The sequence below is a fragment of the Aeromonas sp. R4-1 genome, from assembly GCF_040908325.1.
Classification (GTDB): Bacteria; Pseudomonadota; Gammaproteobacteria; order Enterobacterales; family Aeromonadaceae; genus Aeromonas; species Aeromonas veronii.
The window spans coordinates 16,874-39,283 of the sequence record NZ_JBFODM010000042.1; the positions used below are offsets into that span (position 1 = coordinate 16,874).

A 22,410-nucleotide genomic window follows, 5' to 3' on the forward strand; every position below is an offset into this window, starting at 1 on the left:
CGGCGGGGGGCTCGCGCCCCGCCATGGCCGGTGGCTGGCGTTCACACGTCGCCATCGGCCATCTCTCCCCCCTCTTTAAACGACACACTTTCAACCGACAACCAACCGACAGGTAATTGTGATGAAACAGAGATTGAAAGCGGTGGCGCTGGCCATCGGGTGCGCGCTCACCGTCGCCCCGGCCTGTGCCGAACCGGTACAACTGACGCCACTGGATAAAACCTTCACCCTGCAGGTGCTCGGCAGTGGCGGCCCCATCTCCGACGATCTGCGCGCCTCCTCCAGCGAGGTGATCTGGTGGAAGGGGAAATCCCGAATCCTGATCGATGCCGGTGGCGGCGTCTACCTGCGCTTCGGCCAGGCGGGGGCCAAGCTCGAAGAGGTCGATTTTATCGGCATCACCCACTTTCACACCGACCATGTGACCGACCTGCCCGCCCTGCTCAAGGGGGCCTACTTCTTCGAGCGCAGCGATCCGCTGGATCTGGCGGGGCCAGAGGCCGGCTCGGCCTTCCCTAGCATGAGCGGCTACTTCGATGCCCTCTTCAACAAAGACAAGGGCGCTTATGCCTACCTGAGCGGCTTCAAGGATGGCACCGATGGCCTCTTCCCCATCACCCTCCATGATGTGCCCTACCAGAGTCCGCAGCCTCACACCGTCTATCAGCAGGATGGGCTGACCATCACGGCGCTCGGCATCCCTCACGGTGACGTGCCCTGTCTGGCCTATCGTATCGAGAGCGCCGAGGGGACCATCGTTATCTCTGCAGATCAGAACGGCAGCAACCCGGCCTTTGTGCCGTTTGCCAAGGGGGCCGACATTCTGGTGATGCCGCTCGCCATCCACGAAGGGGCCGACCCTGTCTCCGCCTCGCTTCACGCCAAGCCGTCTGTGGTGGCCAAGATTGCCGCCGAGGTGAACCCCAAGCTGCTGGTGCTCAACCACTGGATGGGGGTTGGCCTCAATCACAAGAAAGAGGCGATGGCCATCGTCAAACAGCAGTTCCACGGCCAGATCGTGGCCGCCCGCGATCTCTCCAGTTACCCCGTTTCAGCAGTCAAGGAGTCCGCTCATGAGTAACTCAAGCAGCAACAAAACCACCGGCAAACTGACCCTCTCCATCGCCATGACCAGCCTGATTGCCCTGACCCCTGGGCTGGCGCTGGCGGCCACCCCGGGGGATGCGCCGGTCAAGGCTGCCCCCAGCGAACAGCACGGCGGCAAGTGTGCGGCGGGCAAGTGCGGCACCGAGAAGCGCTTTGAAAAGCAGGCCCTCGACAGTGATCCACAGGGGCGGCTGGTGCGTGCACGCGACGGCAAGTGTGGCGTGGCGGGCGAGGGGATTGATGGCGACAGATCCAGCAAGGGCAGCAAGATGACGGAGGGGGTATGCGGCCAATAAGCTCCCGCTGTCGGGGGATCGGACTGCGCCAGGAGCATCTGGATGCGCTCTGCTCCGGCCCCGTCCGCCCTGGCATCGACTTTCTCGAGCTGGCGCCGGAGAACTGGATGGCCATCGGCGGCGCCAAGCGGGCGCAGCTGCACCAGCTGGCCGAGCGTTACCCGCTGGTGGCCCACGGCCTCAGCCTCTCCCTCGGCGATTGCCAGCCCCTCAATCGCACCCTGCTCAGCCAGATCCGCACCTTTCTGGACGAGTTCGGTATCGGGATCTATAGCGAGCACCTGAGCTTTTCCCGCGACCAGCAGGGTTATCTCTACGAACTGCTACCGGTGCCGCGTCAGTGGGAGAACATCCCCTATCTGGCCGAGCGGATCGCGCAGGTGCAGGAGGCGCTGGCCCGCCCGCTGGTGCTGGAAAATATCTCCTACTACCACGGCTATGACCACGAGATGCCGGAGGAGGATTTTCTCGCCGAGCTGGTGGCGCGCAGCGGCTGCGAGTTGTTGCTCGATATCAACAACGTCTTCGTCAACAGCCGCAACCACGGTTACTGCCCCAAGCGGATGATCGCCGGGCTGCCGGGCAGTGCGATCCGCTATTTCCATATCGCCGGTCATCTGGAAGAGGCGGACGGCTCCTTGCTGGATACCCATGGTCGTCCGGTCTGTGAGGAGGTGGTGGCGCTGGCCCGTTATACGGTGCAGACCCATGGCCTGCGCCCCCTGCTGCTGGAGCGGGATCACCATCTGCCACCGTTGGCAGAGCTGGAGGCCGAGCTGGCGCGGGTGCACGGCGCCTGTTGCGAGGCGATCGACCGTCAGGTGTGGGAGGTGCGCTATGGATAGACGGTTATCACTGATCACTGCGCCCAAAACGGCGCCGCAGCGGATGCAGCAGCAGACCGCCTGGCTGGCGAGCCGGGTGCGGCTGCCGCAGGATGGCATCGCCAGCCACTATGCCCGCAGCGTGCGCGCTAATGTGGAGTCGGTACTGGAGAGCGCTTTTCCGCTCACCCACGCTCACTGGGCACCGGTGGACAGGTGGCAGCTGGTGGAGGGCTTTGTCATCGCGCACGGCGCCGAGGCCCCCGAGTTTCACCATATCGCCACCGAGTTTGTCCGCTATGTGCAACATCGCCACGGCGAGTGCACCCTCAACTGGCCAAGGCAGCGGCTGGCGCTATTGGAGTACGAGTGGGCCTGCCTCTGTGTCGAGATTGACCAAGGGGTGGTGCCGCAAGTGTTGCCGGGGGAGGAGGTAACGGCGGAGAGTCCGCTTGGGCTCAATCCTACCCTGCAACTGCTTGAGCTCCCCTTTGCTATTCGTCGCAGCGGCGTGGTGCCGACCCGGCAGGGCAACCACTTCTATGGCCTGTTTCGCAGCCCGGATCATCAGGTGGTGACCCAGCGGTTGCGCGAATGGGACGTGGCACTGATCCAGTTGCTGCAACAGCAGCCGGGGATCACCCAAGCCGCGTTCCAGCAACAGGTGCAACAGGTTCGCAGCGATTTTGATCTGACCGAGTGGGTACGCCATTTTCACCGGCTGGGTCTGTTGATCCTGCCCGTCGGCGAGCGCCAGTCCGGCCCCCCCTTGCCCCCATTTAGCAAACACCAAGGAGAATTCCCATGAACAACACTCTGATCCAGTGGTACGAGCGGGCGGTGGCCCAGTGCAAGCGGCTCGATTTTCTGGCCCTGCTGGCCATTCGTCTCTATCTCATTCCGGTCATCTATGTGGGGGCCCACTCCAAGGTGGTGGGCTTTGCCGGCACCGTCGCCTGGTTTGGTGCCCCGGTCTCGGAAGGAGGGCTCAACCTGCCATTCCCGACCCTGCTCGCCTTTCTGGCGGCGGGCACCGAGGTACTGGGCTGCATCTGCATCGCCCTTGGCCTCTTTACCCGTATCATGGCCATACCCACCATCTTCCTGATGAGCGTGGTGAGCGCCATGGTGCACTGGAAGCACGGCTGGGACGCCATCGCCACCGGCAGCATGGAGGCCACTGTGCGCCTCAACGGTTTTATCGAGTGGCTGGCCGCCAACTTCCCCGGTCGTTACAACTACATCACTGAGCTCGGGGATCCCGTGATGCTCAACAACGGAATGGAGTTTGCCGCCACCTACTTCGTGATGCTGCTTGTGCTGCTGGTTTACGGCGGGGGTCGCTACGTCAGCCTCGACTACTGGCTCAAACGTGCCGTGACCGGCAAAGCAGGCGTGCAACAGGCGGCATAAGGCTTGCCCACGGATAACAAAAACCATAACGACAGAGCGTGAAAAACAGCGAGCGGCCGGGGGCCGCTCGCTGTTTTTCTGCTTTGGGGGGGGCAGCTGTTACTGGTAGCGGCCGACTGCGATGGGGGACTCCTGCTCAATCTGGCCAAGGCGCTCGGCCCACTGGGCGAGCCAGGCTTCCCGCTCTTCTTGCGAGACCCGCACCGGGGCATAGCAGATATGGGGGCGCAGCACGTCAAAGCCGACAAATTGCAAGATCCCGCGCTGGATGGGGCGCAGCACCCCGTCGATATCGCCGTTGAAGCCATCGGGCAGATAGGTCTCGGCAGGGCCGCCGGTGGTCAGGCTCAGCAGGGCCCGCTTGCCGCGAAACTTGCCGCTCTCGTAGATATGGCCCTGACCGTAGACCCGCCCCATGGCAAAGACTCTATCCACCCACCCCTTGAGGATGGCGGGCAGGCCAAACCACCAGAGCGGGAACTGGAAGATCAGCAGATCGGCCCCCTCCAGCTTTTGCATCTCCTGCTCCAGCTGCGGGGCGAAGCTGCCCTGCTCGGTGGCAGCCAGCTCTTCGAGTTGCAGCTTGAGAAAATCGGGATCGCTGGCGGCGGTGAAGTTGCGCCGATCCGAGGCGGGCTCAAAGCCCATGGCATAGAGATCGCTGGTCATCACTGTGTGGCCCGCCTGCTCCAGCGCCCTGATGGCGTGGCAGAAGAGGGCACCGTTGAAACTTTTGGGTTCGGGATGGGCATAGACGATAAGCACCTTCATAACAGACTCCGTGGCAAATGATGCGAGGGTGACAGGCTTGGTTGCTGAAACAGTTGCTGAAATGGTTGCCGGGTTAACGCTGTGTCACAGCATAGAAGCCTGCCGCGCCGATTGCAGCAGGCGCCACGCTCTTGCGTGACGCCTGCTGGCGCAGCTTATGCCTGACAGGCGGCGAGCCGGAGGGCTTCGCGGCGCTCACTGACATGGGTCAGCCCGTAGGCCAGTAGCACGATAAGGGCGCCGATCCAGGGTGTGTGCATCAGGCCGAGGTGCTCTACCACAAAACCACCGACCACAGATCCCAGCGCAATGCCGACGTTGAAGGCGGCAATATTGAGGCCCGATGCCACATCCACCGCCTTGGGGGTGTGCAGCTCGGCCTGCTTCACCACCAGAACCTGCAGACCTGGCACGTTGCCGAAGGCAAAGGCGCCCCACACCAGCACGGTGAGCACGGCCAGCACCGGATGGGGGGCGGTGAAGGTGAGAGCCAGCAGCACCAGCGCCAGACCGGCAAACAGCAGCTTGAGCGCAGGCAGGGGGCCCATCTTGTCGGCCAGCTTGCCGCCCCAGATATTGCCGACGGCAACCGATACCCCGTACACCAGCAGGATCAGGCTCACCGCACCGGCGCTAAAGCCGCTCACCTGCTGCAGGATGGGGGCGAGGAAGGTGAAAGCGGTGAAGGCGCCGCCATAACCGAGGGCGGTTTTGGCGTAGACCAGCAGCAGCGGCTTTTTGGTCAGTACCGAGAGTTGCTCGCGGATGGTCGAGGCTGCCCCCTTGGGCAGGTTGCTCGGGATCAGCAGCAGGCTACCCACCATGGCGACCAGACCCAGCAGGCTTACTACCAGAAAGGTTTCACGCCAGCCAAAGACCTGACCAATCCAGGTGCCTAGCGGTACGCCGGTTACCAGTGCCACGGTAAGGCCGCTGAACATGATGGCGATGGCGCTCGCCGCCTTCTCTTTGGCCACAAGACCCGTGGCGATGGTGCTGCCCACCGAGAAGAAGACCCCGTGCGCCAGCCCGGTGAGGATGCGGGCCACAATCAGGCTCTCGTAACCGGGGGCCTGCCAGGCCAGCAGGTTGCCGGCGGTAAAGAGCGCCATCAGCCCTACCAGCAGCCACTTGCGCGGCACCTTGCCAGTCAGCGCCGTGAGCACAGGGGCACCGATGGCCACCCCAAGGGCATAGAGGCTGACCAACAGGCCCGCCGAGGGGAGCGAAACATTGAGCTGCTCTGCGATGGTGGGGATAAGCCCCACGATCACAAATTCGGTGGTGCCGATCGCAAAGGCACTTAAGGTAAGGGCAAATAACGCCAGTGGCATAACAACTCCTTGGTTAGGGACTCCCGACGGGAGAATGGCGCCAGTATGCCGATGGGTTTTGTTGGCAAAAATGACGGTGACAGCAAATTACTTTTGCCAAATCAGCAGCAATAGCGATGAGTAGGAGGGGATTGTGCTGCCCGCGGCGTGAGCGCAACGCAGTGATCTGCCTCGCAGAACGGGATGAACGCTGCTCCTTTTCTGAGCTTGCTTAAGCTCCAGTACAAGCTGGCAGCCATAGGATTTTCCCTGTGAAACCCGTGTGTGTTGAACCCATGCGCGCCGGTGTTGTGATGGCCGTGCACTTTCATCTACAGGCAACATCCAGCTGACAGGTAACATGATGACATTGAACCGACTCTCCTCTCTTTTGCTGCTGTGCGGCGCCTTTGCGGTACAGGCTGGCCAGAGCGATCCCCTCTCTGCCTGGAATGACACGGCAGCCAAGCAGGCGGTCACCCGCTGGGTAACCAATGCCACCGATCAGCAGCAGGCCACTTTTATTCCGCCAGAGAAGCGCCATGTGGTGTTTGATAATGACGGCACCCTCTGGCCGGAAGCGCCCATGACCTATCAGCTGCAGTTTGCGATGGACGAGATCAAGCGCCTGGCGCCGGAACACCCGGAGTGGAAGGCCGACCCCATCGTCGCGGCAGTGCTGAACAACGACCTCAAGGCCGTGGCCAAATCGGGGGAGAAGGGGCTCGCCAAGCTGGTGGGACTGACCCACAGCGGCATGACCACCACCGAGTTTGCCGAGCGGGTCACTCGCTGGGTCAACAGCAGCAAGGATCCCCGTTTTGGCTGCCACTACGATCAGCTCGGTTACCTGCCGATGAAGCAGCTGCTGGGGTATCTGCGGGATAATGGCTTCCAGACCTGGATTGTCTCCGGCGGCGGCGTCGATTTTATGCGGGTGATGTCCGAGCAGATGTATGGCATCCCGCCCCAGCAGGTGATTGGCTCCTTTACTCTCGGCGAGTTTGCCCTGACCGGGGAGGGCAGCGAGATCCGCAAGACAATGAACGGCGCCTATTTCGATGACAGCAAGGCGAAACCGGCCGCCATTCACCTCTTTATGGGGCAGCGTCCGGTCGGCGCCTTTGGCAACAGCGATGGCGACGTGCCCATGCTGCAATACACCTCGACCAACCCGGATTACCACACCTTCGGCCTGCTGGTGCACCACACCGATGCCAAGCGCGAATACGCCTACGACAGCCATCCGCCAGCCAGCGGCAAGCTGATCGACGGGCTGGCACAGGCAAAAGCGCGGGGCTGGGTGGTGGTCGATATGAAATCAGACTGGAAGCAAGTGTTCGATCCCGCCCTTTGCCAGAACGCGCCCTGATTGCGGGGCTGCATCTGGCATCAATATGGCGGCTGGACGTTCAGCAAACGCTACAAAGCGTGAGGCAAGAAAAGAGACAGGGAGAGCATGATGCTCTCCCTGTTTAATTTGGCTTGCTGGCGAGCCAGCCTTTCTTTCGCGTTAGTCTCACGCCTTTCGCGTCAGTCCCATGCGGGGGCAAAGTCGGGATTGGCGCAGCGCTCGCCCCGATCCAGCGTGGCGATGGCGGCCATCTCCTCGCTGCTCAAGGTGATTTCGAGAGCGGCCAGATTGGCGGCCTGATTCTCCCGCTTGGTGGAGCTCGGGATCACTGTCATGCCCTGCGCCAGCAGCCAGGCCAGCGACACCTGCGCCGCCGATACCCCGTGGCGCTGGCCAATCTCCATCAGCAGCGGCTCGCTCAGCACTTTGCCATAGGCGAGCGGCATATAGGCGGTGACGGCGATACCCCGGGCTTTGCAGAACTCGACCACCTTGCGGTTTTGCAGCAGAGGATGAACCTCGATCTGCTGGTGGGCGATGGCCCCCGGCCCCAAAATCTCGATAGCTTTTTTGAGCTGGGCCACGGTGAAGTTGGAGACCCCGATCTCCCGGGTCAGGCCCCGGGCCTTGGCCTCGGCCAACTGCTCCAGATAGACTGCCATCGGCACCTCATCCTTGGGGGAGGGCCAGTGGATCAGCGCCAGATCCAGATAGTCGGTGCCCAGTTTTTCCAGGCTCACCTCAAGGCTCGGGATCAGCTTGCCCGGGCCAAACTCGCTGGTCCACACCTTGGTGGTCAGGTAGATCTCGTGACGGGCAACAGTGCTGCGGGTCAGCACGGCGCCGACTTCGGCTTCGTTGTCATAGAGCTGGGCGGTATCGATATGGCGATAGCCCAGCTCCAGACCGTTGGTCAGGGTGGCAAGCAGCGGCTCGCCCTTCAGGCGGAAGGTGCCCAGACCCATAGGTGGCATATTGATCATCTCGTTCCTCAATGGGGTGGTGGTTGGCCCTTGATGGGCTGAACAGAAACAGGCTCTAGGGCCAGTCAGGCGCCCAGTGGCTGATAGCGGCGAATGGTGCTGCTGGCAAACCAGGGCTCGGCCTTGGCGACAAATTCGGTAAAGTGGGGTTGGCCCTGATGGGCGGTGAGGGCGGCGTTACTCTCCCACACCTCGTAGAGCATCCAGCTGTGTGGATTGTCCAAGTCCTTATGCAGCTGATAGCGCTGGCAGCCCGCCTCTTGCAAGGTGGCCGCAATCAGCGGCTCAAGGGCGGCGCGAAACTGGGCGGCGAATTCGGGTTTGGCTTCAAGCTGGGCAATCACAATCACGGGTGATGACATCTGAACCTCCTTGGCAAAAACGAAGGGTCAGTATGCCTGCCGTGACTTGCTGGAAACAGGGCGCTGGTCGCAAAACAGTATTGAGGGGAGAGCAGCAATAGCAGTAGTGAGAAATTTTTATGAATGATTGTCGGAATTTGTAGTCAACAACCCTGTTTCTGCATGAGTCACCAGCTCACCTTCGCGGTTTGTGCGTTCAATGGCAAACCACCTAAAACCCGCAAAGAGATATTTTTGGCCCGCATGGACGCTTTTATCCAGTGCTTATCTCACAGTGAGGGCACAACTGTTTGCTCATCTAGTGAATTGTTCGGTTATCTGTGGCAGTGAATGTTGTCCAAGTTATGGTCAATCACTACAAGGCTGCCATGATGGCCGGATGAAGCTTTTTTGCGATCACCATGCCAAGGAAAATGGAGGCAAATAGAGGGAGAGGATCCCAGCTTCGTCGATAGCTGCGCCAGTTGCCATTGTGGTGGCGGAAAAGCCTGTAGGCGAGAACCAAGAGGCCAATGGCGGTTTGGATGAGGCAGTTAATTGAAAAGCTGATAAAAAATTTAACGAAATCTGGCAAGGTGAGAGTCCGAGTCTGTGAAAGTGTGCTCTTCAGAGCCTGTATTGCACTCAGTTTCAATCGGCAGCAGGAGCTTTAACCTTCTTCTGCTGTGCCTTCACTGATGTGCTGGTGCTCCAACTGCTCCCATGGGGTCAATCCAAGCTGCCGGCGCTTGAGCCAGAGTCCAATTAAGGTGAAAAGACCAAATACGCCAGCGAACATGGCTGTGTTGAACAGGGCTGATAAAAGATCCATTCCCTCTGGATGCCAGACGAATGTCCACATAATCAGACCCCATAACGGCGCAATAGATAGGCCGGAACAGAGGAAATTGGTAAGCCAGCCCGCGTAATAAGGCGGCTTGACGGGGACGCCGAGTTTACGCAGCAATTTGAACAGCCACGGATTGTAGTGAAATTCCTTGAGGCCACTGTCAGCCAGTAGTTGATGGGCAATAGCCAGCCGTTCTTCAAACTCCATTAATTTATTCCCTTGATAGTAGGGCTTCATACGATTCCTCTCGATCGCATTCTACTGATTAAACAGGATGAGAGATAGTGATTCTCTCTGATTATTTCTCTTCGAAAAACAAGATCGTCTGTCTGAGCACGCTTGCCAATCCACAGCAGCTACGCCTATAAAGGCCCATAACTCTTGTCCGGATAACAGCAATGAAGACCCATTCTGATGAACTGACCCTGTTTGTGGCGGTGGTGGAGGCGGGCAGTTTTCGCCAGGCGGCGGAGAACCTCGGCATGGATAACTCGGTGGTGAGCCGTGGCATCAAGCGGCTGGAGGAGAAGCTCTCCACCGTGCTGCTCAATCGCACCACCCGACGGGTCAGTCTGACCGAGGAGGGGAGCTGGTTCTATCAGCGGGCGGTGAAGATCCTGACCGAGATGAGCGAGGCGGAGGGGCATCTGCTGATGCGCCGGGAACAACCCGAAGGGGTGTTGAGAGTCGATGCCGCTACCCCCTTTATTCTGCACCGGCTGGTGCCGATCATCGGCGAGTTTCGACGTCGCTATCCTGCCATCGAGCTGCAACTGCACAGCTCGGAGGGCTTTATCAATCTGATGGAGCGGCGGGTGGACATGGCCATCCGCATCGGCGAGCTGACCGACTCCTCCCTGCGTGCGTTGCCGCTTGGCCGTTCGCGGTTGCGGCTGCTGGCCTCTCCTGCTTACTTGAGCGAGCGCGGCATCCCGCGCCAACCGGCGGATCTGCTGAGCAGTCACGAGCTGCTTGGCTTTTTGCATCCCGATCACCTCAACCACTGGCCGCTGCTCAGTGCCGAGCAGGGGGATCGCTTTGCCATCACCCCCAGCCTGCGTGCCAGCAGTGGTGAAACCTTGCGTCAGCTGGCGCTGGCGGGGCAGGGAATTGTCTGTCTGTCGGATTTTATGACCGGGCCGGATCGGGAGTGCGGCGCGCTGGTGGAGGTGCTGGCCCGCAGTAACAGCGGCGCCTCGCGCCCCATCAATGCAGTCTTCTACTCCGATGCCCAGCGGGATATCCGACTGCGGGTCTGGCTCGACTTTCTCAAAGAGCAGCTTGGCAGCCATACCCTGTAGTGCAGGTTGGATTGTACGGTTTGTTTGAACGGTTCGTCGCTGCGGTTTGCTTGGCGAAGAACAAGCCGCGCCTTCGTTGCGGCCAATCAGCATTAGCCTGGTGACAGATAAACAGACGGCCGACTTGAGGGTCGGCCGCCGGTTCGGGAAGGTGTGTGGGCTGAAACGCAGTTAGCGGGGCAGTTTGCCCCATACCCGGCTGAGCAGGGCGCCGCCGATCACCGGCGGAATGGCCAGCAGCAGGGTCCACTGCCAGGAGAGGCCGCCGACGGTGGTGGCCAGTACGATGCAGGTGAGCACCACCAGTTGGGCCACCATCATCAGGAAGGTGCCTTCGCGGGGGGTCAGGGTCTCTTTTTGAGTGGCGACGTGAGCTACGGGCGCTTGAGTGGTGGTCGGTTTCATGGCGATATCCCTCTGTTGAGTCTGATATCACTAAGCAATGGCCATTCCACATTTTTTCATGTTAATTATCAATGTCTTGCGAGTTTTGTCGTCATTCCCGTTTCGAGAGCGCAGGCAAAATGATTTGCAAAATGAAAACGCCACCCGGTGGTGGCGTCTTGGTTATTGAGAGGGAGAGAGGGAAGCGCCGGGCCTAGCCAATCCGGTATTGGCGGATCTGCTCGTCGATGGCCTTGGCCAGTTCGAACAATTCGCGGCTGGCGGCATTGCTCTCCTGCGCGTGTTCCCGCTGGTGTTCGGCCACCATGGCCAGCTCGTCCAGCGCCGTTCGGGCTTGCCCCATCTGTTGATTCTGCGCCTGCGCCAGCGCACTGATCTCGTTGATCTCGAGGGCGGTCTGGTTGATCTGGCTGGTTGCATCAACCAGCACCTCTCTGGCCTGATTCATCCGGTTGTATCCCTCTTCGCTCAGGTTGCGGGAGTCTGCCATCGAGCTGCTGGCCTGCCGGGTTCCCTCCTGCAGGCGCAAGATAAGATCCTGCACATCCTTGGTGGCAGTCTGGGTACGCACCGCCAGTTGGCGTACCTCGTCGGCCACCACCGCAAAGCCCCGCCCCATATCCCCCGCCCGGGCCGCTTCGATGGCCGCATTGAGGGCGAGCAGGTTGGTCTGGTTCGAGACATCGCGGATGAGGTTCATGATCTGGGTGATGTTGTTGCTGTCTTTCACCACCTCATCGAGCAGGGCTGAGGAGCTGCCGATGCTGCTGCGCAAGGTGTCGAGTTGCGCGGCGCTCTGGGTCACATCCTGCTCGATGCTGAGCATATGGTTGGCGATGCGTTGGGTCACGTCGTTGACTCCTTCCGAGCGGCTGGCGATCTGCTCGGCGTTGTCGCCGATGGTGGTGACCACAGTGGTCAGCTCCTGAATGCTCTGGGCCTGCTGGCACGCTTCTCCTGCCAGTGCCTGGGCCTGCTGCATGGATTGGGACGACTGCGCGGAGAGGGCGCTGCCTGACTGCTGGAAGCGGGAGAAGCTCTGGTTCAGGCTCTGGATCAGCTGATTGAAACTCTGGGCCATCATGCCCAGCTCCGACTCGTCAGAGAAGTCGAGGCGGGTCGCCAGATCCCGATCGGCGGTGATGTGGTGCATGCCATCGGCTGCCTGACGAATCGGGCGACTGATGGAGTGAGCCAGCCAGGCGGAGGCCAGCATGGCGATCCCGCCGATGGCGAGCGACACCATGATGATGAGCTGGCGGGATTCCTGCAGTCCCTCTTCCAGCTCGGCGCTGTTTATCTCGCCAATCAGCAGCCGGTTGAGGGTGGGGATGTAACGCACCGCGATGAGGTAGGTTTGTCCCTCCAGTGTTAGCGCCTCTACGGCCACCTGTTCCCGGGCATTGGGAATAAGCCGTTTGACGGTATCGAGGAAGGATTGCTGGTGGTGGGCGGCCCCCTCCACCTCCTGCTCGGGGTGGATCTCGATATTGCCCTCCATGTCGGCCAGATAGACCTGACCACTCTTGCCGATCCGGTAGCCGCTAATGAGCTTGCTCAGGGCACTCATGTCGATGGAGGTACCTGCCACCGCCAGGGTCTTGCCCTCGTGGGTGACGGCGGTGTTGATATAGAGGGAGGCGCGCTTGTCAAAATCCGAGATGTCGAGGTTCAGCTCATAGGGTTTGCTGCGTTTGAGAAAGCCGAAAAACCACCCATCTTTCGGGTCTGATTCGCTCAGCGATTTCTGGGCGGTGGGGCCGCCGCTGAAGTTGATCAGGGTGTTGCTCTGGCGGGGGGCGATAAAGACGTTGCCGCCGATCCGCCGTTGCAGATCCTGAAAGTAGCGCTCCATGGCGGGCCACTCTTGTTCTGGCATGCCAGCGGTCAGCCAGTCGATGACAAAACGGTTGCTGGCTAGCGCCTGCGCCTCGGTCAGGTGCTGGATAAGCTGCGCTGTCAGCTGGTTGGCAATGCGATCCACGCTGCTTGGCAGCTCGTAGCGTTCGACTCGCTGCTGGGCCTGACTGTGGGATATCTGCTCGAGGATCAAGGTGATGCAGCTGATGGCGATGGCCATCAGTATCGCCACGCCAGCGAGGATCCGGGTGCGGATCCCGAGCCCTGACCAGAGTGAGTGCAGTGTAAAACGGTGTATCGCCCTCTCCATATCGCTCTCCTCATAAATAAGGTCGCATATGCGACCCAGATGATGATTATAGATAGAGAACTCAATTGTGTTGTGGCGGATGGTGACAACAGAGTGCGGCAGAAAAACAGGAGGGAGCAATGAGCGGGGAAGGGGGCAGAAAGCGGCAAGGGAAAGCATAAAAAGAGAGGCCGACATTGCGGTCGGCCTCTTGGGTGTTTATCTCAACGGAATGTCGGGTGCCCGATCAATCCTCTTCAGCCCAACGGCGTGAACGCTCAACCGCTTTCTGCCAGCCGCTGTAACGTTTGGCGCGATCGTCTCTGTCCATCTGCGGGATGAACTCGCGGTCCACGCTGAACTTGTCTTCCAGCTCGTCCGAGCTCTTCCAGAAGCCGACTGCCAGACCCGCCAGGAAGGCGGCGCCCATGGCGGTAGTCTCGATGCGGGTCGGACGTACCACCGGGGTGTGCATCATGTCAGCCTGGAACTGCATCAGGAAGTCGTTGGCTACGGCGCCGCCGTCTACCTTGAGGGCTGCCAGCTTGATGCCGGAGTCCTGCTGCATCGCATCCAGCACATCGCGGCTCTGATAGGCAATGGATTCCAGCGCAGCACGGATGATGTGGTTGCGGTTGGCACCACGGGTCAGACCGACCATGGTGCCGCGAGCATACGGATCCCAGTAGGGCGCGCCCAGACCGACGAAGGCCGGTACCAGATAGACGCCGTTGGTGTCACCCACCTTGGAGGCGAAGTAGTCGGTATCGCGGGCATCGTGAATGATCTTCAGCTCGTCACGCAGCCACTGGATGGTGGCGCCGCCCATAAATACCGCACCTTCCAGCGCGTAGTTCACTTCCCCTTTCGGGCCGATGGCAACGGTAGTCAGCAGGCCGTTGCTGGAGCGAACCGGCTCGGTGCCGGTGTTCATCAGCATGAAGCAGCCGGTACCGTAGGTGTTCTTGGCCATCCCTTTTTCAAAGCAGAGCTGGCCGAACAGGGCAGACTGCTGGTCACCGGCAATACCGGCGATGGGGATGCGGGAGCCGCCACCACGGGTGGTGTAGCCGTACACTTCGGAAGAGGGTTTCACTTCCGGCAGCATGGACATGGGGATGCCCAGCTCGTCCAGCATCTTCTCGTCCCACTTCAGCTCACGGATGTTGTAGAGCATGGTACGGGAGGCGTTGGTCGGGTCGGTGACGTGCACTTCGCCATTGGTCATCTTCCAGACCAGCCAGGTGTCGATGGTGCCGAACAGCAGCTCACCGTTCATCGCCTTCTCGCGGGCACCTTCCACGTTATCGAGGATCCACTTCACCTTGGTACCGGAGAAGTAGGCATCCAGCACCAGACCTGTGTTTTCGCGAACGTACTCTTCCAGACCGCGAGCTTTGAGCTCTTCACAGATGGCGGCGGTGCGGCGGCACTGCCAGACGATGGCGTTGTAGATGGGCTTGCCGGTGGCCTTTTCCCAGACGACGGTGGTTTCACGCTGGTTGGTGATACCGATGGCGGCGATCTCTTCGCTGCGCAGGCCGGTCTTGGCCAGCACTTCGGTAAAGACAGAGGATTGGGTCGCCCAGATCTCCATCGGGTCGTGCTCTACCCAGCCCGCTTTCGGGTAGTGCTGGGTGAATTCGCGCTGGGAGGTACCGACAATGTTGGCATCCTGATCAAACACGATGGCGCGGGAAGAGGTGGTTCCCTGGTCCAGAGCGACGACATATTTCTTTTCAGCAGACATGATGTTCTCCACGTTTCTATTTTCCACGTTTTTATACGTTGGAGGGGGCCGCTCTTATGCGGCAGCCTCTTCTTTGGCGGTTTGGGTCGCTTGCTCGGTGGTGACGACACGGTTGCCCGGGACGCAGGGAGCCAGCACTTTGACATACAGAGCGGTACCAATCTGGGCGCCAACGATGGGGCCAAGGATCGGAACCCAGAAGTAGGGGTTGTCACGACCACCGGTCAGGGCAACATCACCCCAGCCAGCAAAGAACGCGAACAGTTTCGGACCAAAGTCACGGGCCGGGTTCATGGCAAAACCGGTTAACGGGCCAAGGGAGGCACCGATCACCGCGATCAGGATACCGATCAGCAGAGCGGCTGCGAAACCTTTGGGGGCGCCATTGTTGTTGTCACCCAGCGCCATGATGCCCAGCATCAGGACGGCAGTGATCACCAGCTCGACGGCGAAGGCTTGCATGTTGGTCAGCAGGGCATTGGGGTAGGTGGAGAAGATCCCGGCGGTGCCGAGGCTCTCGACGCTGCCGCGCACCACGTTATGGGTCACTTCCCACTGGGTGAAAAGGTTACCATAAAGGAAGTAGACAAGGGCCGCGAAGCAGAAGGCACCGGCCATCTGGGCGATGATGTAGGGCACCACCTTGCGCTTGTCGAACCCGCAGAAGGTCATCAGCGCCAGGGTGACGGCCGGGTTCAGGTGGGCACCTGAAATACCGCCGGTCACATAGATGGCGATGGCCACACCCAGACCCCAGGTAATGGAAATTTCCCACTGCCCGAAGTTGGCGCCTGCCAGCACCAGTGCGGCCACACATCCGACACCGAAAAATATCAGCAGGCCGGTTCCGATAAACTCGGCGATGCATTCGCCAAGCAGGGTATTGGGTCTTTGTATGCTCATACTTTTATTCCTTATATCCACCCGTAGAGGTTTGATGTTCCGTTCTATCTTTTTGTGTCTATCCGTTGCTGCCGAAAACGTTTCCTTGTTGTTTTTGCGTCTTGCGCAAACGTTATGCTCGTTTGCGCTCGTTATCGGTCGTGACAGAAAATAACCCTTCCCGCTAATTTCACCATCCCCCCTCCATAGGAAATGTGGACAAGATCCCACTCATTGCTAAGAAAATGTGACGTAAAGCATCTTGATAACAGCCGCTTACCACTTAGGGGGTAGCTTGCAACCCTTGCCACACAAGGGCTGGCGCTTGCTGAGCAATTTCTCATTTGGAGCTATTATTTGTAATAAAACTGCAATATTTGAGCATGCATCACAGATTAAATGAGCGCATATGAGCACAATTGGCTCGCTTGCGAATCGGTGGACTCACATGATTCGTTGGAATGGTCAGGGCATCCTCAACCGCCCATAACAACAATAAGGAAGCAGAACATGCTTAGTCTCTTCAGGCCTGCGGCGCACATCGACAGGCTCCCGGCTGACAAGGTCGACCCCTTCTACAAACGCATGCGTTGGCAGGTGTTTTTCGGGATCTTCTTCGGTTACGCCGGCTACTATCTGGTACGGAAAAACTTCAGTCTGGCGATGCCCTATCTGATCGAGCAGGGCTTTTCCCGTGGTGATCTCGGTTTCGCGCTCTCCGGGGTCTCCATCGCTTACGGTTTGTCCAAGTTCCTGATGGGGAACGTCTCTGACCGTTCCAACGCCCGTTACTTCCTCTCCGCCGGTCTGCTGCTCTCGGCTGCCATCATGTTCATGATGGGTACCATGCACTGGGCCACCTCCAGCATTGCCATCATGTTTGTGCTGTTGTTCCTGAACGGTTGGGCACAGGGCATGGGCTGGCCGCCCTGCGGTCGCACCATGGTGCACTGGTGGTCACAGAAAGAGCGCGGCGAAGTGGTTGCGGTCTGGAACGTGGCACACAACGTGGGTGGCGGCATGATTGGCCCGCTGTTTATCCTCGGGATGGGCTGGTTCAACGACTGGCGCAGCGCCTTCTATGTGCCTGCGGCAGCGGCGGCCGCCATCGCGGTGATCGCCTTCTTCGTGATGCGTGATACCCCGCAATCGGTCGGTCTGCCTCCCATCGAGAAGTACAAGAACGACTATCCGAAGGATTACAACGAGAGCCACGAGCAGGAGTTCTCCGCCAAGGAGATCTTCGTCAAGTACGTGTTGCACAACAAACTGCTGTGGTACATCGCGATCGCCAACGCTTTCGTTTACCTCATTCGTTACGGTGTGCTGGACTGGGCGCCAACCTACCTGAAAGAGGCCAAGCACTTCACCGTCGACAACTCCTCCTGGGCTTACTTCCTCTACGAGTGGGCCGGTATTCCGGGCACCCTGCTGTGTGGCTGGATCTCTGACAAGATGTTCCAGGGCCGCCGTGCCCCGGCCGGTATCCTGTTCATGGTGCTGGTGACCCTGGCTGTGCTGGTTTACTGGTTCAACCCGGCCGGCAACCCGACCATCGACATGATGGCACTGGTGGCTATCGGCTTCCTGATCTACGGCCCTGTCATGCTGATCGGCCTCTATGCTCTTGAGCTGGCACCGAAGAAAGCCGCCGGTACTGCGGCAGGTTTCACCGGTCTGTTCGGTTATCTGGGCGGCGCCGTGGCAGCCAACGCCATGCTGGGTTATACCGTTGACCACTTCGGTTGGGATGGCGGCTTCATGGTGCTGACCGTCTCCTGCGTGCTCTCCATCATCCTGCTGGCGATGACCCTCAAGCATGAGAACATTGCCGTTGCGGCCAAGAAAGCGGCTGCCCATAAGGCATAAAACGTGATCCTCAGCTTATTGATCCCAAAGGGGATCAGGTAAACTGCCAAAAGGCCCCGCATCTGCCGGGGCCTTTTTTTGTCTCATCATCGGAGTGCAAGCGTGAAGCAAACCCAACGACATCTGGAGATCCTGGACGTCCTGACGCGGCAGGGATTTGTCTCGACCGACGATCTGGTGACTCACTTTGACGTCAGCCCCCAGACCATTCGCCGGGATCTGAACGATCTCGCCGAACAGAACAAGATCCGGCGCCATCACGGCGGTGCCTCCCTGCATTCGAGTACCGTCAATACCGCCTACAGCGCCCGTAAAGTGATGCAACTCAAGGAGAAAGAGCGCATCGCCCGCGAGGTAGCGGCCAATATTCCCGACGGCTCATCGCTCTTTATCGACATAGGCACCACCACCGAGGCGATCGCCCGCGCCCTGCTCGATCACCGTGAGCTGCGCATCGTCACCAACAACCTCAACGTGGCCAGCATTTTGACGGCCAAGGATGACTTCACCGTCATCATTGCCGGTGGCGAGATCCGCAACCGCGATGGCGGCATCGTGGGGGAGGCGACCCGCGACTTTATCGGTCAGTTTCGCATGGACTATGGTGTCATCGGGATTTCGGGGATCGACAACGACGGCTCCCTGCTCGATTTCGACTATCACGAGGTGAAGATTGCCCAGGCCATCATCGCTCACTCCCGTCAGGTGTTCCTGGCCGCCGACCACACCAAGTTCGGCCGCAATGCCATGGTCAATCTGGGCAATCTCAGCCAGATCCACGCCCTCTTTACCGATCAGGAGCCACCGGAAAAGCTGACGCGATTGATGGCGCAACACCAGATCGTCTGCCACATCTGCTGACGGCGAAACACGCCAAGGCTGTGCCGGTCGCCCGTCAGGGCGGCCTCCTTTATCTTTATCTCCCCCAGTCCCGCACTCATCTCACCCCTTTATAGGTATTGCAAAAACCACTATTCAATCTGGTTTTTTTGGCTATTAACCCGCCGATGTTGGCCCGACGCCATTGGCTCCGCTGACCTGTTCCCTTTGCCACCTCTGGCGGGCTGTGGCGATCACACTTTCGCCATAAAATGTTCGTTTGTTGTATTTTCATGTTCTAAAATGAGCGAAATCAAACATTGCTGTTATAGCAATCATAAAAATGAAAGTAGGTGAACATGAGCGAACATTATGATCTGGTCGTCGTCGGTGGCGGCATCAACGGGGTCGGCATCGCAGCCGATGCGGCAGGACGGGGTCTGAAGGTTGCCCTGTTTGAGGCGCAAGATCTCGCCTCTGCCACCTCGTCCAACTCCAGCAAGCTGATCCACGGCGGTTTGCGCTATCTCGAGCATTACGAATTCCGGCTGGTGAAAGAGGCGTTGGCGGAACGGGAGGTGCTGCTCGGTATGGCGCCCCACATCGCGCGTCCCATGCGTTTTCGCCTGCCGCACCGTCCACACCTGCGTCCGGCCTGGATGATCCGTGCCGGTCTGTTCCTCTATGACAATCTGGCCAAGCGCGACAAGCTCAAGGGGAGCTGCGGCGTGCGCTTTCTGCCGCAAGATGGCTTGACCGCAGGGATCAACAAGGGATTTGAATACTCGGACGCCTGGGTCGACGACGCCCGGCTGGTGGTGCTCAATGCCATGATGGCCCGTGACAAGGGGGCCGACGTGCAGACCCGCACCCGTTGCATCAAGGCAGTGCGCGGTTCCAAACACTGGACGCTCACTTTGGAGCGGGAAGGGGGCGAGCAGTTTACCGTCACCTGCCGTGGTCTGGTCAATGCCGCGGGCCCCTGGGTCAAGACCTTCTACGACGAGAGCCTGCACGAGAAATCCCCCCGCGGCATTCGCCTTATTAAAGGCAGCCACATGATAGTGCCGCGCATCCACGAGCGCGAAGAGGCCTATATCCTGCAAAACGAAGATAACCGTATCGTCTTCGTCATCCCTTATCAGCAGGACTACTCCCTTATCGGCACCACGGATGTGGAGCACCACGGCAGCCCGCGGGAAGCGAAGATCAGCGAGGCTGAAATTACCTACCTGTGCAAGGTGGTCAACGCCCACTTCACTCGCCAAATTGCGCCGCAAGATGTGATCTGGACCTATGCCGGGGTGCGTCCGCTCTGTGATGACGAGTCAGACTCGCCGCAAGCGGTGACTCGTGACTACACCCTCGAACTGTCTGGCGAGTCTGACGGTGCGCCGCTCTTGTCGGTGTTTGGCGGCAAGCTCACTACCTATCGCAAGCTGGCGCAGGCCGCCTGCAACAAGCTCAAGCCCTGGTTTAGCCAGATGGGGGATGACTGGACGGCGACCAGCCGGCTGCCCGGTGGCGAGTTTGACTGCTCGGTACGCGAGCTGGCCCGCGCCTTTGCGCTGGAGTTTGACTGGCTAGATGAGCGCAGCGCCCTGCGCATTGCCGAGGCCTATGGTGCCCATGCCCGTCTTTGGCTGAAAGAGGATCGCGGCATTCACTTCGGTGGCGGCCTCTACGAGTCGGAAGTGCGCTATCTCATCGAACGGGAGTGGGCCTGTTCACTGGACGATATCCTCTGGCGCCGCAGCAAGCTGGGGCTGCGCCTGAACGACTCAGAGCAGCAGATGCTGCAGATCTGGCTCGACCAATACCATCAGGCTCTGCGCAAGGCGAGCTGATGAGTGACGGTGGGCAGTGCGCTGCTGCCTACCGCTTTCCACCGTAAATATGCAACAAACCTCTTATAGAACAATTACCTACACACAATAATAAAGAGCATCACATATGAAAAAACTCGCCGTTTCCCTCATCGCCTTGAGCCTTGGGGCATCCCTCTCATTACCCGTGTTGGCTGCCGATGAAGGCAAGGTGGTGATCGCCCACCGTGGAGCTTCCGGCTACCTGCCCGAGCATACCCTGGAGTCCAAGGCGCTGGCTTATGGCATGGGGGCCGACTATCTGGAGCAGGATCTGGTGATGACCAAGGATGATCAGCTGGTGGTGATGCACGATCACTTCCTCGATGGTATCACCGATGTGGCGGCGCGCTTCCCCGGCCGTGCCCGTCCGGACGGCCGTTACTATGTGGTGGATTTCACCCTGGATGAGGTGCGTTCCCTGCGTATGACCGAACCGTTCCAGCTGGTGGATGGCAAGCAGGTGCCGGTCTATCCGGCCCGCTTCCCGCTCTGGAAGTCAGACTTCAAGATCCACACCTTCCAGGAGGAGATCGAGATGATCCAGGGGCTCAACAAGAGCACCGGCAAGAACATCGGGATCTATCCGGAGATCAAAGCGCCCTGGCTGTTCCGTCACGAAGGCAAGGATATCTCCAAAGCAGTGCTGAAGGTGCTCAAGGAGTACGGCTACACCGGGAAGGACGACAAGGTCTATCTGCAGTGCTTCGATGCCGATGAACTCAAGCGCATCAACAGCGAGCTGATGCCCGCCATGGGTATGGATCTGAAACTGGTGCAGCTGATGGCCGAGACCGACTGGAACGAGACTATGGTCTACGACGCCAAGGGCAAGGCGACCCCCTACAACTATGACTGGATGTTCAAGCCGGGGGCGATGAAAACCATCGCCAGCTATGCCGAAGGGATTGGCCCGTGGAAACCGATGATCGTCACCGAGCCGGGCACTTTGGGCAAGCCGGTCTTCACCGGCATGGTAAAAGAAGCCCACGCGGCGGGCCTGAAAGTTCACCCCTATACCTTCCGTCAGGATGAGGGGCAGATCCCGGCCTATGCCAAGGACTTCACCGATCTCCTTAATATCTTCCTCTATCAGGCCGATGTGGATGGGGTGTTCAGCGACTTCCCCGACAAGGCGGTGGCCGTCATCAAGGCCCATCAAGAGGCGGCCAAATAGCACTCTGGCGCCATTTGAATGCAAAGCGAGGCCAATTGGCCTCGCTTTTTGTTTCAGGTTCCCGTAACGGGAGTGTGCGCCCTGTCAGAAAATAGCCAGATCACGTCATGGTGTGCCGGATCTGCATCATTTTACGCAGTTTTTACGTAGCAGATCGCTGGCATGAAATCGGCAGAGCGGTTAGTCTAGCGGCGTTGAACCAACCCCATGAGGTACAGATGAAAACCGTATTGCGTTTTAGCCTGCTGGGCGCCTTGTTGCTGGGTGGCCATGCCTTCGCCGCCGAGCCGAAAAAATTTGATATCAGCATGTTCCCAGCCGCTGACGTGAATCAGGAACGTGTGGTGATCCGCCTGCCTGAAGTCGAGAAAGAAGCTGACATGATGGTCGAGCTGCAGGTCGGCAAAAAGATGATGGTTGATTGCAACGTACCGCGTTTTGCAGGCAACCTGGAACAGCACAGCGTCAAAGGCTGGGGCTACAACTACCTGAAACTGGGCAAAGTCTCCGACCCCATCAGCACCCTGATGATGTGCCCGGATAACCAGCAGAAAGAGACCTTCGTCCAGATCTACGGTCAGGGCTTCTTCGTGAACTACAACTCAAAACTGCCGTTCGTGATTTACGTGCCGCAGGAGTATGAAGTGCGCTACCGTCTGTGGCGTGCCGACAACCTGGCCCAACCGGCCATGATTGAGTAAGCATGTTTGAACCAAAGGTTCAGCTGGTTCACCTGATGTGATAAATAAAGCGCCGTATGGCGCTTTATTTTTGCCTGCGCAGTCCAAAAAGTGACGTGCAAATTGGCTGTACGTTTACATAAGTTTATTATTTATCAACGTTTTTTGTGTGTTATGCCACAAAATCGGCGTCAGCTATGGGGCAAAGTGACTTCGATAAAAGATATTTATTAACATAGTGAGAAAATTGATTTTGCACTC

At 59.1% G+C, this 22,410-nt stretch carries 21 protein-coding genes; 12 read left to right on the forward strand and 9 right to left on the reverse strand.

Translation table 11 applies throughout. The annotated features are described in order from the left end of the window. Window positions 1–121: 121 nt before the first annotated feature. The 5 genes from AB5Y90_RS07175 to AB5Y90_RS07195 are packed head-to-tail and all read left to right on the forward strand — an operon-like array spanning window position 122 to window position 3,640. Window positions 122–1,081: an MBL fold metallo-hydrolase gene (locus tag AB5Y90_RS07175; protein ID WP_115522273.1), complete on the forward strand. Its 960-nt coding sequence runs from the start codon at window positions 122–124 to the stop codon at window positions 1,079–1,081. Then, window positions 1,074–1,403 (forward strand): hypothetical protein, encoded by a 330-nt coding sequence (locus tag AB5Y90_RS07180; RefSeq protein WP_368166736.1) that lies wholly within the window; start codon window positions 1,074–1,076, stop codon window positions 1,401–1,403. The genes AB5Y90_RS07175 and AB5Y90_RS07180 overlap by 8 nt, the downstream gene beginning before the upstream one ends. Beyond that, window positions 1,391–2,248, forward strand: coding sequence for a DUF692 domain-containing protein (locus AB5Y90_RS07185; protein WP_368166737.1), 858 nt, complete (start codon window positions 1,391–1,393; stop codon window positions 2,246–2,248). Before AB5Y90_RS07180 ends, AB5Y90_RS07185 begins: the two co-directional genes overlap by 13 nt. After that, complete coding sequence (locus AB5Y90_RS07190) at window positions 2,241–3,035, forward strand: putative DNA-binding domain-containing protein (RefSeq protein WP_368166738.1); 795 nt, start codon at window positions 2,241–2,243, stop codon at window positions 3,033–3,035. Before AB5Y90_RS07185 ends, AB5Y90_RS07190 begins: the two co-directional genes overlap by 8 nt. After that, window positions 3,032–3,640 (forward strand): DoxX family protein, encoded by a 609-nt coding sequence (locus tag AB5Y90_RS07195; RefSeq protein WP_368166739.1) that lies wholly within the window; start codon window positions 3,032–3,034, stop codon window positions 3,638–3,640. Before AB5Y90_RS07190 ends, AB5Y90_RS07195 begins: the two co-directional genes overlap by 4 nt. 99 nt (window positions 3,641–3,739) lie before the next feature. Here AB5Y90_RS07195 and AB5Y90_RS07200 read toward each other — a convergent pair whose 3' ends face one another. Together AB5Y90_RS07200 and AB5Y90_RS07205 are read right to left on the reverse strand one after the other, a co-directional pair. Continuing rightward, a complete protein-coding gene (locus tag AB5Y90_RS07200; protein WP_368166740.1) occupies window positions 3,740–4,411 on the reverse strand; it encodes an NAD(P)H-dependent oxidoreductase in 672 nt (223 codons plus the stop codon). 155 nt (window positions 4,412–4,566) lie between these two features. Next, the gene (locus AB5Y90_RS07205; protein WP_042081507.1) at window positions 4,567–5,745 is read right to left on the reverse strand and encodes an MFS transporter; all 1,179 of its coding nucleotides are present in this window, start codon (window positions 5,743–5,745) and stop codon (window positions 4,567–4,569) included. A gap of 340 nt (window positions 5,746–6,085) precedes the next feature. On the opposite strand from AB5Y90_RS07205, the gene AB5Y90_RS07210 reads away from it, so the two are divergent. Continuing rightward, window positions 6,086–7,096 (forward strand): HAD family hydrolase, encoded by a 1,011-nt coding sequence (locus AB5Y90_RS07210; protein WP_368166741.1) that lies wholly within the window; start codon window positions 6,086–6,088, stop codon window positions 7,094–7,096. Between the two features lie 161 nt (window positions 7,097–7,257). Here the strand turns inward: AB5Y90_RS07210 and dkgB are convergent, their stop codons facing one another. From dkgB to AB5Y90_RS07225, 3 genes are all read right to left on the reverse strand, one after another. Next, on the reverse strand, window positions 7,258–8,061 hold the full coding sequence (dkgB, locus tag AB5Y90_RS07215; RefSeq protein ID WP_368166742.1) for a 2,5-didehydrogluconate reductase DkgB: 804 nt from the start codon (window positions 8,059–8,061) through the stop codon (window positions 7,258–7,260). A gap of 65 nt (window positions 8,062–8,126) precedes the next feature. Next, window positions 8,127–8,423, reverse strand: a complete 297-nt coding sequence (locus AB5Y90_RS07220; protein WP_368166743.1) for a putative quinol monooxygenase — start codon at window positions 8,421–8,423, stop codon at window positions 8,127–8,129. Between the two features lie 649 nt (window positions 8,424–9,072). Beyond that, window positions 9,073–9,459, reverse strand: coding sequence for a DUF6404 family protein (locus AB5Y90_RS07225; RefSeq protein WP_100654787.1), 387 nt, complete (start codon window positions 9,457–9,459; stop codon window positions 9,073–9,075). Window positions 9,460–9,650: 191 nt separating this feature from the next. On the opposite strand from AB5Y90_RS07225, the gene AB5Y90_RS07230 reads away from it, so the two are divergent. Then, window positions 9,651–10,553 carry a LysR substrate-binding domain-containing protein gene (locus AB5Y90_RS07230; RefSeq protein WP_368166744.1) on the forward strand — a complete coding sequence of 301 codons (903 nt, stop codon included), beginning with the start codon at window positions 9,651–9,653 and terminating at the stop codon, window positions 10,551–10,553. Between the two features lie 171 nt (window positions 10,554–10,724). Here AB5Y90_RS07230 and AB5Y90_RS07235 read toward each other — a convergent pair whose 3' ends face one another. From AB5Y90_RS07235 to AB5Y90_RS07250, 4 genes are all read right to left on the reverse strand, one after another. Further along, window positions 10,725–10,958 carry a hypothetical protein gene (locus AB5Y90_RS07235; RefSeq protein WP_368166745.1) on the reverse strand — a complete coding sequence of 78 codons (234 nt, stop codon included), beginning with the start codon at window positions 10,956–10,958 and terminating at the stop codon, window positions 10,725–10,727. A 193-nt stretch (window positions 10,959–11,151) separates the two neighbouring features. Then, window positions 11,152–13,128: a methyl-accepting chemotaxis protein gene (locus AB5Y90_RS07240; protein ID WP_103422270.1), complete on the reverse strand. Its 1,977-nt coding sequence runs from the start codon at window positions 13,126–13,128 to the stop codon at window positions 11,152–11,154. 226 nt (window positions 13,129–13,354) lie between these two features. After that, entirely contained in the window at window positions 13,355–14,857 is a 1,503-nt protein-coding gene (gene glpK / locus AB5Y90_RS07245; RefSeq protein ID WP_005337546.1) for a glycerol kinase GlpK, read from the reverse strand. A 54-nt stretch (window positions 14,858–14,911) separates the two neighbouring features. Next, window positions 14,912–15,760 carry an MIP/aquaporin family protein gene (locus AB5Y90_RS07250; RefSeq protein WP_005350866.1) on the reverse strand — a complete coding sequence of 283 codons (849 nt, stop codon included), beginning with the start codon at window positions 15,758–15,760 and terminating at the stop codon, window positions 14,912–14,914. A gap of 489 nt (window positions 15,761–16,249) precedes the next feature. On the opposite strand from AB5Y90_RS07250, the gene glpT reads away from it, so the two are divergent. From glpT to eco, 5 genes are all read left to right on the forward strand, one after another. After that, a complete protein-coding gene (gene glpT, locus AB5Y90_RS07255; protein WP_368166746.1) occupies window positions 16,250–17,608 on the forward strand; it encodes a glycerol-3-phosphate transporter in 1,359 nt (452 codons plus the stop codon). Between the two features lie 102 nt (window positions 17,609–17,710). Beyond that, on the forward strand, window positions 17,711–18,469 hold the full coding sequence (locus tag AB5Y90_RS07260) for a DeoR/GlpR family transcriptional regulator (protein ID WP_368166747.1): 759 nt from the start codon (window positions 17,711–17,713) through the stop codon (window positions 18,467–18,469). A 317-nt stretch (window positions 18,470–18,786) separates the two neighbouring features. Then, complete coding sequence (gene glpD, locus AB5Y90_RS07265) at window positions 18,787–20,274, forward strand: glycerol-3-phosphate dehydrogenase (RefSeq protein WP_307895102.1); 1,488 nt, start codon at window positions 18,787–18,789, stop codon at window positions 20,272–20,274. A 106-nt stretch (window positions 20,275–20,380) separates the two neighbouring features. Next, complete coding sequence (gene glpQ / locus AB5Y90_RS07270) at window positions 20,381–21,469, forward strand: glycerophosphodiester phosphodiesterase (RefSeq protein WP_005337531.1); 1,089 nt, start codon at window positions 20,381–20,383, stop codon at window positions 21,467–21,469. Between the two features lie 218 nt (window positions 21,470–21,687). Further along, complete coding sequence (gene eco, locus AB5Y90_RS07275; protein ID WP_005337529.1) at window positions 21,688–22,170, forward strand: serine protease inhibitor ecotin; 483 nt, start codon at window positions 21,688–21,690, stop codon at window positions 22,168–22,170. The last annotated feature ends 240 nt before the right edge of the window (window positions 22,171–22,410 follow it).